This is a genomic window from Micromonospora sp. NBC_01796 (assembly GCF_035917455.1).
Taxonomy (GTDB): Bacteria; Actinomycetota; Actinomycetes; order Mycobacteriales; family Micromonosporaceae; genus Micromonospora_G.
This window is the reverse complement of sequence record NZ_CP109078.1, coordinates 517010-530579: the sequence shown is the minus strand read 5'-3', so window position 1 is coordinate 530579 and position 13570 is coordinate 517010. Positions and strand designations below refer to the sequence as shown.

The 13570-nt window shown below is 71.2% G+C and carries 7 protein-coding genes; 3 read left to right on the top strand and 4 right to left on the bottom strand.

Annotation, left to right across the window (positions count from 1 at the left end; translation table 11 throughout):
* Window positions 1-149 precede the first annotated feature (149 nt).
* Both OIE47_RS02420 and OIE47_RS02415 read left to right on the top strand, forming a co-directional pair.
* The gene (locus tag OIE47_RS02420; protein ID WP_326559830.1) at window positions 150-4610 is read left to right on the top strand and encodes a S8 family serine peptidase; all 4461 of its coding nucleotides are present in this window, start codon (window positions 150-152) and stop codon (window positions 4608-4610) included.
* Window positions 4607-7615 (top strand): Kelch repeat-containing protein, encoded by a 3009-nt coding sequence (locus OIE47_RS02415; RefSeq protein WP_326559829.1) that lies wholly within the window; start codon window positions 4607-4609, stop codon window positions 7613-7615. Before OIE47_RS02420 ends, OIE47_RS02415 begins: the two co-directional genes overlap by 4 nt.
* A gap of 108 nt (window positions 7616-7723) precedes the next feature.
* Here OIE47_RS02415 and OIE47_RS02410 read toward each other — a convergent pair whose 3' ends face one another.
* Together OIE47_RS02410 and OIE47_RS02405 are read right to left on the bottom strand one after the other, a co-directional pair.
* Window positions 7724-8533, bottom strand: a complete 810-nt coding sequence (locus OIE47_RS02410) for a GNAT family N-acetyltransferase (RefSeq protein ID WP_326559828.1) — start codon at window positions 8531-8533, stop codon at window positions 7724-7726.
* Window positions 8534-8645: 112 nt separating this feature from the next.
* Window positions 8646-9287, bottom strand: a complete 642-nt coding sequence (locus OIE47_RS02405; RefSeq protein WP_326559827.1) for a TetR/AcrR family transcriptional regulator — start codon at window positions 9285-9287, stop codon at window positions 8646-8648.
* A 146-nt stretch (window positions 9288-9433) separates the two neighbouring features.
* On the opposite strand from OIE47_RS02405, the gene OIE47_RS02400 reads away from it, so the two are divergent.
* Window positions 9434-10198 carry an SDR family NAD(P)-dependent oxidoreductase gene (locus OIE47_RS02400; protein ID WP_326559826.1) on the top strand — a complete coding sequence of 255 codons (765 nt, stop codon included), beginning with the start codon at window positions 9434-9436 and terminating at the stop codon, window positions 10196-10198.
* 63 nt (window positions 10199-10261) lie between these two features.
* On the opposite strand, the gene OIE47_RS02395 is transcribed toward OIE47_RS02400, so the two are convergent.
* Together OIE47_RS02395 and OIE47_RS02390 are read right to left on the bottom strand one after the other, a co-directional pair.
* Complete coding sequence (locus OIE47_RS02395) at window positions 10262-11365, bottom strand: L-dopachrome tautomerase-related protein (RefSeq protein ID WP_326559825.1); 1104 nt, start codon at window positions 11363-11365, stop codon at window positions 10262-10264.
* Window positions 11366-11640: 275 nt separating this feature from the next.
* Window positions 11641-13533 (bottom strand): CocE/NonD family hydrolase, encoded by a 1893-nt coding sequence (locus OIE47_RS02390; RefSeq protein ID WP_326559824.1) that lies wholly within the window; start codon window positions 13531-13533, stop codon window positions 11641-11643.
* Window positions 13534-13570 lie beyond the last annotated feature (37 nt).

The window sequence follows — 13570 nt, the reverse complement described above, 5'->3', positions numbered from 1 at the left end:
GGATCACTCTACCCACCGCCGCATGATCCATTGCCTTCAACCTGTTGCGGCATCTGTTCAACAGATGTTCGGACGGTTGTCGACGCACCGGTCCAGGCACCGGTCGAGCTACCGGTGCCGCCACCGGTCGAGCATGAGGGAGCGCAACTGTGCGGTCTGCCAGTCGGACGAGACCTTTCCCGCATCCGCTCGGGGCCGGGTTGCTCTGCGCCCTGGTGCTGGTCGTGTCGGCGATGTTCGGGGCCGCCGGATCGGTGCCCGGTGCCGGCCCGGACGGCGCCCGGGCGAAGATCGACGTGGCGCTGAGCCGGAGCCTCGACACCGGTGCCAGCACCGACTTCCTGGTGACCTTCGGTGACCGGACCGCCCGGGACCGGGCCGAGTTGGACGCCGCCGCCGCGAGCGGTGACTGGGACGGGCGCGGGGCGGCCGTACTGGAGACCCTGCGCCGGCAGGCCGACCGGAGCCAGCGGGCGGTACGCGACCAACTCGCCACCGCCAAGGTGCGCTACCGGGGCTTCTCCGTCGCCAACGCGGTCTACGTCTTCGGCGGTGACCGTGAACTCGCCGACCGGCTGTCCCGCCGGACCGAAGTCCACGGCCTGTACGCGGCACAGACGCACGCCCTGCCCGAACCCCGACCGGCCGACGGTGCGGCGGTGGCACGGGCCGCCGCCGCATCCGAGGTGGAGTGGGGTGTGGCGGACATCGGCGCCGACCGGGTGTGGCGGGACTACGGCGACCGGGGCGAGGGGATCGTCATCGCCAACATCGACTCCGGGGTCCAGTACGACCACCCGGCCCTGGTCGCCTCCTACCGGGGCAACCACGGCGACGGCTCGTTCGACCACAACTACAACTGGTACGACCCGGCCTCGATCTGCTCGGCCGGCGCGGTCGAACCGTGCGACAACTCGGGCCACGGTACCCACACCATGGGCACGATGGTCGGCGACGGCGGTGCCGGCAACCGGATCGGCGTGGCGCCCGGCGCCCGGTGGATCGCCGCCAAGGGCTGCGAGGCCAGTAGCTGCTCGGACTTCGCCCTGCTCTCCTCCGCCGAGTGGATGCTCGCCCCGACCGACAGCGCCGGCGCCAACCCGCTGCCGTCGAAACGCCCGAACATCGTGAACAACTCCTGGGGCGAGGACAACGGCGGCGAGGAGAACCCGTGGTTCGACCAGGTGCTCACCGCCTGGCTGGCCTCGGGCATCTTCCCGATGTACTCCAACGGCAACTCCGGCCCGGCCTGCGACACCGCCGGCACACCCGGCGACAGCCTGCTGACGTACGCGGCGGGCATGTACGACGTGAACGGGGTGATCGACCCGTGGTCCAGCCGGGGGCCGGGCGCCGACGGGGACGTGAAGCCGAACATCTCCGCGCCCGGCGTCAACGTCCGCTCCGCCGTACCCGGATCCGGTTACGGGGCCAAGACCGGCACCTCGATGGCCTCCCCGCACGTGGCCGGTGCGATCGCCCTGCTCTGGTCGGCCGCCCCGGCCCTGGTCGGTGACATCCCGGCCACCAGGGCGCTGCTCGACCGGACCGCGGTCGACGTCGACGACACGAGCTGCGGCGGCACCCCGGCCGACAACAACGTCTACGGCGAGGGCCGGCTCGACGTGTACGCGGCCGTCACCGCCGCACCCCGCGCGACCGCCGGCCCGATCCGGGGGACGGTCGTCGACGCGGCCGGCGGCGCACCGCTCGCCGGTGCCGAACTCACCCTGACCGGGGCGGCGAACCGCACCCTCGGCACCGACGCGCAGGGCGCCTTCGACGCGCTCGTCCCGGTCGGCGACTACACCGTGACGGCGACCAGATTCGGGTACGCCCCGCAGACCGCCACGCTGACCGTCACCACCGCAGGCGAGGCCCGGCACGACTTCCGGCTGACCAAGGTGGACACGGTCACGATCAGCGGCAAGGTGACCGAGGGGGCCGACCACGGCTGGCCGCTCTACGCGACCGTCTCGGTGGCCGGCGTACCGAACGGGACCTTCTACACCCGGCCGTCGGACGGCAGCTACAGGTTCACCCTGCCGGCCGGGCAGCGCTACCAGCTCACCGTGACCGCCCGATACCCCGGCCACCAGCCGGTCAGCGCACCCGTCGAGGTTGCCGGCCGGAACCTGGTCCGGGACTTCACCCTGCCGGTCGACCGGTACGCCTGCACCGCACCCGGTTACCGGGGGCAGGAGCCGGAGCAGCGGTACGCGCAGAACTTCGACGACGTACCCCCGGCGGACTGGACGGTAACCGACGCGGCCGGTACCGGGCAGGTCTGGCGGTACGACTCGACCGAGCGGAACCGTACCGGCGGGTCCGGGGGCTTCGCCGCCGTCGACAGCGGCGAGTACGGCGCCGACAGCTGGCAGGACACCGCACTGGTCTCGCCGCCGCTGGACCTGACCGGCGTCGGCACCCCGGCGGTCTGGTTCGACACCCACTACGAGACCGGGCAGCAGTCCAGTGCGTCGGTCGACGTGTCGATAGACGGCGGTGAGACCTGGGCGACCGCGTGGCGGCGTACCACCGAGGCGCTGCGCGGCCCGGCGACCGTTCAGGTGCCGATCCCGCAGGCGGCCAACCGGTCGGGCGTACGGGTCCGGTTCCACTACGAGGCCGTGCTCGACCTGCGCTGGCAGGTGGACAACGTACGCGTCGGCGACCGGCGCTGCGTCGAGGTGCCCGGTGGACTGGTCAGCGGTTCGGTCACCGACCGCAACACCGGGGCGACCCTGCCCGGTGCGACGGTACGGCCGGTGGGACACCCGGAGCTGACCACCACGACCGTGGCGACCCCGGAGGACGCCGGCCTGGACGACGGGTTCTACTGGCTCTTCGCCCCGCTCGACGGGGTGACGCAGGTGCGGACCACCCTGGACCGCTACCACGCGCAGACCAAACCGGTGACGGTGGCGGCGGACGCGGTGACCCGGCTGAACTTCACCCTCGGTGCCGGTCAGGTCAGCGTGGCCCAGTCCGCGCTGGAGTCCTCGGTACGGCTGGGCGAGTCGGGACGGGCGACCCTGACCGTACGCAACTCGGGCTCCGCCGCGGCCGAACTGGACCTGGTCGAGGAACCCACCGGCGGCACCTCCGTGACCGGCGCGGGAGCGCCCCGGCAGCGGATTCCGGGCGACTACCCGCTCGGCCGGGTCCGGCCCACCGCACCTGCCGCGGCCACCGAGCCGGGCGCTTCGGCGGCCACCGGTCCGGCCGCGCCGCTGGCAACCGTGGCGGCGGCACCGTGGGCCACCATCGCCGACTACCCGATCCCGGTGATGGACAACGCGGTCGCCACCCTCGACGGGCGGATCTACTCGGTCGGCGGCGACGGACCGGCCGGTCCGGTCACCGACGTCTTCGCCTACGACCCGTCCGCCGGCGCCTGGCAGCCGCTCGCACCGCTGCCCCGCGCCCGGCAGAAGCCGGCCGTCGGTTTCCTCGGCGGCAAGCTCTACGTGGTCGGCGGCTGGGGCACCAGCGGGGATCCCCGCTTCGACGTCGACGTCTACGACCCGGGTACCGACACCTGGTCGTCCGGCCCGGCGGCGCCGGAGGCACGCGCCGGTGCGGCGAACGCCGTACTCGATGACAAGCTCTACCTGGTCGGAGGCTGCGTCTCCGGGTTCTGCGGCAGTAACACCGTGCTCCGGTTCGACCCGGTCGCGCAGACCTGGTCCCGGCTGGCCGACTACCCGAAGAACACCGCCTGGGCGGCCTGCGGCGGCATCGGCGGCCAGCTCTACTGCGCCGGTGGGGCCACCGAGACGGTCACCAGCGCGTCGACCTTCCGGTACGACCCGGCGACCGACACCTGGACCACGCTGGCCCGGCTCCCGATCGACCTCTGGGGCATGGGGTACGCGGTCGCCGACGGCCGGCTGCTGGTCTCCGGCGGGGTGACCAGTCGGGGCGAGGAGCTGACCAACGAGGGCTTCGCCTACGACCCGGTGGGCAATGCCTGGTCGGCGCTGCCCAACTCCACCTACGCCCTCTACCGGGGTGGGAGCGGCTGCGGTCTCTACAAGATCGGTGGTGCCGCGAACGCCGGGCTCGGCACCCGGCTGGCCGAGACCCTGCCGGGTTACGCCAACTGCGACGGCACCGACGCGGTGTCGTGGCTGCACACCGATCCGGCGCGGATCACCGTACCGGCCGGGGGTGAGGTCGAGGTCGAGGTGACGTTCGACGCGGCCCGGCTGAGCCAGCCGGGGACGTACGCGGCCCGGCTGGTGCTGCGCGACGGCACCCCCTACGACACGGTCACGGTGCCGGTGCGGCTGACGGTCACGCCGCCGGCCGGGTGGGGTCGGATCACCGGCACCGTGACCGGCTCCGACTGCGCCGGCACCCGTACCCCGCTGCCCGGCGCCACCGTACGGGTGACCGCCGGTGCGGCGGCGTACACCGTGAACACCGACGCCTCCGGCGGTTACGGGCTCTGGCTCGATCCCGGCGAAGGCCGGCCCGAACTGCTGGTCGTCGCCGAGGGGTGGTTCCCGTACCGGGCAACCGTCGAAGTCGGCGCCGGCGCAGACGTGGTCCACGACATCACCCTCGACTCCACCGGCTGTGCCACCCCTGGGAGGACCTCATGACCCCGCGCCGATCCGACCCCGGCCGGCGACTCGGTACGGCGGGCCTGCTCGCCGCGCTGCTCACCGCCGCCGTACCGGCACCGGCCGCGTACGCCGCCGACACCGTCCTGATCAGCGGTGCGGTACGGGACGCGTCCGGGCACGGCTGGCCGCTCTGGGCCACGGTCAGCGTCGACGGAAGACCGGCTGCCACCGCGACCAGTGCCCCGTTCACCGGCGCGTACCAGCTTCGGTTGCCGGTCGGCCAGCCGTACACGCTGCGGGTGCAGTCCCGGTATCCGGGTTATCCCGAGCTGACCCGGCAGATCGAGGTCGGCACCGCGGACACGGTGGTCGACCTGGCGCTCCCGGTCGACGCGGACGCGTGCGTCGCACCCGGTTACACCCACCGGGCGAACGGCCTGGTCGAACTCTTCGACACCGGTGGGACCACCGCGCCGGACGGCTGGTCGGTCCTGGACAACCTCGGCAACGAGCAGGTGTGGAGCTTCGACGACCCGGGCGAGCGGGGCAACCTGACCGGGGCCACCGGCGGGTTCGCGATCGCCGAGAGCGACCTGTACGGCGGACCCGCCCGGCAGGACACCGCGCTCGTCTCGCCGGTGGTCGACCTGACCGGGGTCGCTTCGCCCACCATTGGTTTCGCCAGCGACTTCAACACCCCCGACTACCCGGAGGACGCCGGGATCGCCGAGGTCGACCTCTCCGTCGACGGTGGTGGAAGCTGGTCGAACGTGTGGCACGCGGACGACGCCGTACGCGGACCGGTGCAGGTGACGCTGCCGATCCCGCAGGCCGCCGGCCAGCCGGACGCGCGGATCCGGTTCCACTACTTCGAGGGGGAGCTGACCGCGGGTGACTGGTGGCAGGTGGACCGGGTCTGGGTCGGCGAGCACTCGTGCGTACCCGTCGCCGGTGGGCTGGTGGCCGGTTACGTCCGGGACGCCAACACCGCATCCCCGCTGGTCGGCGCGACGGTGGGAGTCGCGGAGGCGACCGTGTCCACGGCGGCGACCGGGGACGACCCCCGGCTCGACGACGGCTTCTACTGGATGTTCAACCCGAGTACGGCGACCACCCAACTCACTGCGTCGATGCGCGGCTACCAGCCGATGCGCAAGCGCCCCTCGGTGCCGGCCGACCAGACCACCAGGGTCAACTTCGACCTGCCCACCGGGGCACTGACGGTTGGTACCGCGGCACTGACCGGCGCCGCCCCGATCGGTGGTCGGACCACCGTCTCGTTGGACGTGACCAACACCGGCACCGCCCCGATCGAGCTGACCGTCGCCGAGCGGCCGGGTACGGGCCCGACCGACGGCTCCGTACCGCCGACCGACGGCTCCGTACCGCCGACCGACGCGACCGGCGCGAACGCCGCGACCAGCGGGACCAGCATGAGCGGCGCGAACGCCGCGACCAGCGGGACCAGCATGAGCGGCGCGAGCGCCGCGACCAGCGGGACCAGCATGAACGGCGCGAGCGCCACGACCAGCGGGACCAGCATGAGCGGCGCGAGCAACGGGACCGGGGCTCCGGTGCGCCGGATCAGCGGACGCTTCTCGCCGGACGCCGACGGGCTCGCCCGGCCGGCCGGGCAACCGGCCGAGGCGCCGCAGCGCGCCGGGGTGCGGGCGGCGACCGCCGGGTCCGGCTGGCGCAGCATCGCCGACTACCCGCTCGATCTGGCCGACAACGCGGCGGCCGAGTACCGGGGCAGGATCTACTCGGTCGGCGGGAACGTCGACACGGGCCGGGTCCGCAACGCCTACGTCTACGACCCGGCCACCGACCGGTGGACGGCGTTCGCCCCGCTCCCGGTGGCCCGGCAGCGGCCGGTGGCGGCGTTCCTCGGCGACCGGCTCTACGTCACCGGTGGCTGGAGCGGCACCAACATCCCGGCCGAGGTGGAACCGAGCCTGGACGTCTACGACCCGGCCACCGACACCTGGTCCACCGGGGCGCCGATCCCGCAGGGGACCGCCGCGGCCGGGGCTGCCGTGCTGGACAAGCAGCTCTACGTGGTCGGCGGATGCCACCCCGAGGGCTACGACTGCGGATCCTCCTCCGACGTCTTCCGGTACGACCCGGTCGCCGACCGGTGGGACTCCCTGGCCGGCTACCCCGAACCGGTCGCCTGGGTCTCCTGCGGCGCGATCGAGGCGGCGGTCTACTGCGCCGGCGGGGTGGCCGAGGAGAGCAGCCGGTCGACGTACCGGTACGACCCGATCACCGACACCTGGACCCGCCTCGCGGACCTGCCGATCGACCTCTGGGCGGCGGGTTACGCCGTGGCCGACGGCCGGCTCAACCTCTCCGGCGGGGTCACCGACGACGGCAGCACCATCACCAACCAGGGGTTCGCCTACGACCCGGTGAGCGATGCCTGGTCGGCGCTGCCGAACGCGGTCAACGCGCTCTACCGGGGCGCGAGCGCGTGCGGCTTCTACCGGATCGGCGGCAGCTTCGCCCGGTACGGTCGGGCGCCGTTCGCCGAGGTGCTGCCCGGTCGGACCGACTGCGGCAGTGACCGGGACAGCGCCTGGCTGGCCGCCACCCCCACCGCCAGCGTGCTCGCTGCGGGCCGTACGGTCCGGCTGTCGGTGACCCTGGACGCGGGCGTACTCGACCAGCCGGGCACGTACTCGGCCGCGCTGCTGTTGCGCGGGAACACGCCGTACCCGACCACCGTCGTACCGGTGACGTTCACCGTGGCCGCTCCTGCCGGGTGGGGTGCGGTCGGTGGCACGGTGACCGGGGTGGACTGTGCGGGCGTGGACCGACCGCTGGCCGGGATCCCGGTATGGCTGGACGCGGGTGGCTCCCGGTACGCGCTGACCACCGACCCCCAGGGACGCTTCACCCGCTGGCTCGACGCCGGTACGGGCAGCGTCGCCGTGGTGGCCGGCGGCGGGAACTGGACACCGGTCAGTCGTACCGTGCCGGTGTCCCCGGGCACGACCAGTGTGGCCGACCTCCGGCTCGTACCGGCCGGCTGTCCCTGAGCACCGGCCTCCGGGGTGGTACGGAATGTGGGGATCCCCGCACCACCCCGGAGGCCGGGTCACCGCAGCGTGGCGCAGGTCAGTCGAACGTGTTCCGTGCGGCGAACGTCAGTTCGACGTACCCCGTGCGGTGAAGGTCAGTTCGGTGTAGTCCGCGACCGGGCTGAACCCGAGCCGGTTGTAGAGCGCGATCGCGGCGTTGTTGTCCGCCTTGACGTTCAGGGCGATCCGGTCGACCGTCGTCAGCATCCGGCGGCACAGCTCGGCCACCGCCACCGAGGCGAGCCCCTGGCCACGGGCCTGCGGGTGGGTGGCCACGTTGCCGATCGCGGCCACCCGGTAGCGGGGCGAGAAGACGTGCACCCCGGCCACCGCGACCAGCTCACCGCCGCGCCGGACCCCGACGTACGGACCCTGCTCGATCATCCGGGGGACGAACGAGTGCGCCGGGTAGGCCAGTTCGTAGAACCCGGCCACCTCGGTCAGGTTCGTCGTGGTCAGCTCGACCACCTCCGCCGGGCCGGTCGAGGCGATCTCCGCCGCCGACCAACGGTCCAGCCGGGTCGGTTCGGTCAGCGCCATCTTCAGGTGCGGACCGTTCGAGTCGGCCGCGAACTCCGGCTCCAGTGCCGCCGTCACCCCGGGGGAGAGGTGGGCGTAGAACCGGCGGGGGAGCAGCGGGCGCAGATCCGCGACCAGTTCGGCCAGCGCACCGGACCGGTCCGGGGTGTCCAGGGCCAGCAGGATGGGCATGCCGGCGCCGTGGAAGAGCAGCGCCAACGCCTCGCCCCGCCGGTACCAGGTCGTGTACGGCCAGAAGCGGTCGTCGAGGTCACCCAGCTCGTACGCCCGCAGGTCCGGTGTACGGAGCAACAGGTCGGCCAGTTCGGCCCGGTCGTGCACACTCTCCACCAGCATCCGAAAATGATCACACAGCCGCTGGTACCGCAAGGGCACCGGCCGGTTCGCGCTCGTCGACACGGCCCTGCCCGACCCGGCCACCTGCCCGACAGTGTCAGTGGGACAGGATTCAGTGCTTCGCGAGGAGTTGTTGGAGGGCGTTGTCGACCCGGGTACCGGGCTCGATCAGGGGTAGTCCGCGCAGTGCTCCGGCCAGGAGTTGGATGCCCGCCTCGACGAGCACCGGGACGGTGAATGATTGTCCCGCGCGGAGCCATTCCGCGGTGAGTCGGTCGATGCCCGCACCGAATGCCCGTAGCGCCATCGTGACGGCGGGGTTGTCGGGGTCCAGATCGAGGATCAGGCACATGTCGTGGAGGCCCTCGCGGCGGGCGGCCTCGAATTCGGTGGTGGCCTCGGTTGTGCCGGGGTCGGACAGGATCAGGTTCAGGGCCAGGTCCGGATGGGCCGCCAGATACGTGAAGTGCCCTTCCCAGTACAGGCGCAGACGGGCGCCGGGCGGCAGATCCGGGCGGGTGGCTGGCAAGGTTCCGAGGCTCCGGCGAACCTCGCGCAGCGTCGCCAGGTAGGCGCCGCACTTGTTTTCGAAGTGGTGTGCGACCAGTCCCTGGGACACCCCGGCGGTGCGGGCGATGTCTCCTACCGTCACCTCGGCGTAGGGGCGCCGGGAGAACTGCTCTGTCGCGGCAGCCAGCAGTCTCTGGCGAGTCTGCTCAGCGGCGGCCTGTCGCTTCGTGGTCGGTCCGGTCACGCGCGTACTGCTCCTTCGTCGCCATCCGCGCACCAGTATCGCACCGTTCGTTGAACGGCGTTCAGTGACCCTCATCTCGTTGAACGGCGTTCAGCGAAATCCTAGGCTGTGGCTTGAGAACAGACACAGGACCAAGGAGGCTCGACATGGCAGGAGATCTGGCCGGCCGTACGGCGATCGTCACCGGCGGAGCGCAGGGGATCGGCGAGGGGGCGGTGCGCGCGTTGCATGCCGACGGTGCCGCGGTGGTGATCGCCGACGTCCGGGTGGCCGAAGGGGAAAAACTCGCCGCCGTGCTGGGTGAGCGTGTGCGGTTCGTGGAACTGGATGTGCGGGACCCCGGCGACTGGTCCCGGGTGGTGACCCAGGCGGAGAGCGCGTTCGGACGGGTGAATGTGCTGGTGAACAGCGCGGGCATTGCCCCGGTGGCGCCGTTGGTCGAGTACGGCGCGGAAGCGTTCCAGCATGCTCTGGACGTGAACGTGGTGGGACTGTTCCACGGCATCACCGCCGTTGTTCCAGCCATGCGGCGGGCTGGCGGCGGTTCGATCATCAACGTCGGATCAATCGGCGGGTTCCGTGCCTATCCGCTGATGAGCGGCTACATCACGAGCAAGTGGGCAGTCCGCGGGCTCACCAAGGCGACCGCCCTCGAGCTTGGCGTGGACGGCATCCGGGTCAACGCCGTTCATCCCGGCCAGACCGACACGCCCATGACCGATGGTGCGGACTTCGACACCGCCCATGTCGCCCTCAAGCGCGTCGGGCACCCGGCCGACATCGCCGGCGCCGTCCTGTTCCTGGCCGGTGACAATTCCCGCTTCGTCACCGGTGCCGACCTCGTGGTGGACGGCGGGGATCTGGCCGGATCGGCCAACTGGGACTCCGTGCCCGATCAAAGCGCAGAGTAACGTTGGGAGCATCCACTTCGGACCTGTCCCGGAGCGACCGACCAACCCACGCAGGACCGGGCGCTAGCGCAGCAGCACCGGGCCGGCGTCGATCCGGGTCCGGAACAGCACGTACGGCCGCTGCCGGCGATCCACCCCGCCCTGGTAGTCCGGCTGCCGATGAAGCTGGTTGGCGGTGACGTACAGGTACCCGTCGGTGGCGATCGACATGGTGTCCGGCCAGAGCAGTCGGGGATCGCGGGCCACCGTCTCCAGCCGCCCGTCCGGGTGCCGGCGCAGGATCGCGTTCTGCTCGTACGCGGTCAGGTAGATCCGGCCGGCGTCGTCGCTCTCCAGCCCGTCGGAGGCGGAGCCCTTGTCCCCCTCGTCGGTGACGGTCGCCGCCACCTCGGCGTCGTCGAGCCCCCGGTCGACCAGGGCGTCCACCGAGACGCTGTGCAGCCGGCGGGACGTGAGCGGGCAGTAGTAGAGCCGGCCGCCGTCGGCCGAGATGGCGATCCCGTCCGATCCCATGGTCAGCGGGGAGGGCGGACCGTCGGCCGGCCGTTTAAGGAACTCCCGTCCCTCCACCAGCGGGTGGAAATCGGTCAGTGGTTCGGTCCTGGTCGAGGGGTGGTCGTGCAGGCGTCGCCACGAGTCGCCGCTGGCCAGGTCGACCACGATGATCCCGTTCGGCCCGTTGCCGGACGAGTCGGTGACGAACGCGGTGCCGGCGGCACCCCGGCGCAGGTCGAACCGGACATCGTTGATGTAGGAGGTCGGCAGCGCCACGTCGGCCGGGAAGACGATCTTCCGGGTGACGGCGTTGGTGGTGAGGTCGACGCAGACCAGTTTCGGGCCGCCGGGTCGGGTCGGCGCGAGCAACGGGCTGCCGGTGTCGACCACCCAGAGCCGGTCGGCGGGGTCGACCACCACGCACTGGACCGAGACGAACGCGTCCGGGTCGTCGTCACCCGCCGGGCTGTTCCAGACCGTGTCCGGATAGGGCCTGGTTTGGCCGTCGACGACCTCGGCGACACTGGCGGTGACCTCGTCGCCCCACTTCGGAAAGTTGACGAAGATTCGGCCGGTGTGTGACACGCTCACCCCGGTCGGCATCGGCCCGGTGAAGGTGGCGACCACCTCCAGGTCACCGCAGGGCTCGTCGGTCATGAAGCTGTCGCTCATGGGTCGTACCCCCTCGGCGTGACCACGGTGTCCGGCGGGTACTTCCCCCATCTGTCCGGTGGTAACCGCTTCGCGGGCGAACGCTGTGATTCGGCCACCGGTCCGCCGATCCGGGGCTGACCCCGAACGCGTCTGGCGAGTTGACAGTTACCTGTCAACTCGCCAGACGCTCTTACTCACGTTCGGGGCCGCAGGCCGGTGGCGGGGCTGATGGAGCCACCGGCCTGCGGGTTTTCCCGTGGAACGCCAACTGCGCGGGAGACGTTCCGAGGGTCTTACAGTCCGGCGGCGTGCGCGGCGGCGGTGCCACCGACCACGGGCAGGACGATGTTGCTGCTCTTCAGCGCGACCGCGATGTTGGCCCGAGTCTGGTCGGCCTGGCTCGAGTACTGCGGGTAGCTGCCGACGATGATCACGCCGATCCGGTGACCCGGCTGGAAGACGTAGTCCTCCGGCAGCAGCGGGAAGCTGAAGTTGTACGCCTGACCCGGCACCAGCGGCACCGCGGTACGGATCGACTGCCGGTTCTGGGCGTCCATGACGCCCTTGGTGACCAGCTCGTAGTCGGCCGTCGCCACCCGCTTCTGGGTCTGCTTGTAACAACCGTCGTCGGTCGGGCTGCTCTCACCCCAGCAGTCGGAGGTCTCGAGGGTGATGATGCCCTCGCCCGAGGCGCGGTGGTTGACCCGCTCGGCGGTGCCGTAGTCGACCAGGATGGCACCGAAGTTGGTGTCGGTCTGGTCGGCCGAGGCACGCAGCTGCACGACCGGCGTACCGGAGACGTGCAGCGGCGCGGTGAGCGGGGCGGAGAGGAAGGCCAGCCGGTTCGGCTGCACGGTGTCCGGGTTCAGGATCATCGTGTTCTGGCTCTGCGTCGGGCTGTCCGTGAACGCGCCGTTGACCGGCTTCGTCGTCGGGACCAGACCGAGGCCACCGGCACCGGTGGTACCCGGCTGGAGGAAGACCTCGGTGTCCGCCTTGCCCGGCACCGGCCAGTCGGCGTACGTCTCCCACACGTCGGCGGAACGCTCCAGGTCGACCCGGGGCTCCTCCATGATGCCGTTCTGCACACCCTGGAGCCAGAAGTCGAACCAGCGGTGCAGGGTGTTCACCCACACCTCGCGGCGGGAGTCGAACGGGTCGACGTGACCCTCCTGCGACAGCCACAGCTTGCGCGGCACGTTGTTCTCGGCCAGCGCGTACCAGAACTTGCTGAAGTGGTCCGGCCGTACGTTGTCGTCGTTCAGGCCGTGGTAGAGCAGGACGCTCGCGGTGACGTTCGGGACCTTCTTGACGTAGCTGCGCTCGTTCCAGAAGGAGGTGTAGTCACCGGTCTCGTCGCCGTCGACGGCGGCCATCGCGTCCCGGGTCGGCTTGCAGTAGTCCCGCCGCTCCGGGTTGGTCACCGTGTTGGCGAGCGACGCCACGTAGCTGTTGCCCCGGGTGATGACCCCGTTGCTGCGCACGTAGTCGTAGTACTCGGTCGGGCCGCTGATCGGCACAATGGTGGTGAGGCCCTTGACCCCGGTCACCGCCGTCGACATGGCCAGCGAGCCGTCGTACGACTTGCCGATCATGCCGGTCTTGCCGTTGTGCCAGTCCGCCTTGACGACCTGACCGGCGGCGTTGCGGGCGGTGGCCCGGCCGTTCAGCCAGTTGATCGCCTGCTTGGCGCTGAGGTTGTCCTCGTTGGCGTTGGTGGTCGGGCAACCGGTCGAGTTGTTGGTGCCGACCATGTCCAGCAGGATCACCGCGTAACCGCGCGGCACGAAGTAGTTGTCGTAGAACAGCGGCCACTTGTCGTTCAGGCCGTCGCCATCCAGGTCGGCCTTGCACTCGGACTCGTTGCCGCGGCAGACGGTCGAGTAATAGGGGCTGGCGTCCATGACGACCGGCACCTTGAGGCCATTCGCGGTGGCCTTCGGCCGCATGACGTCGAACGCGATGATGTCGCGCAGCCCGTCGTTGTCGCTGTCGAAAGTGGAGTCGATGAAAAGTCGTTCCCGGATGGCGTCCGCGTAGCCGAAGACCGGCTGCGTCACGCCGTCCTGTACGACGATCGCGGGGGTGTCGATGGCGAGTGCCTGTGGCGCCGCCGCGACGACGGCGAGCGCGGCCACGGGAAGCACGGCGATACCCGTGCGCCACAGCCTGCTGATGCGACCCATGCAGTTCTCCTTTTAGGTCAGAAGCTTCGGTAGGTTA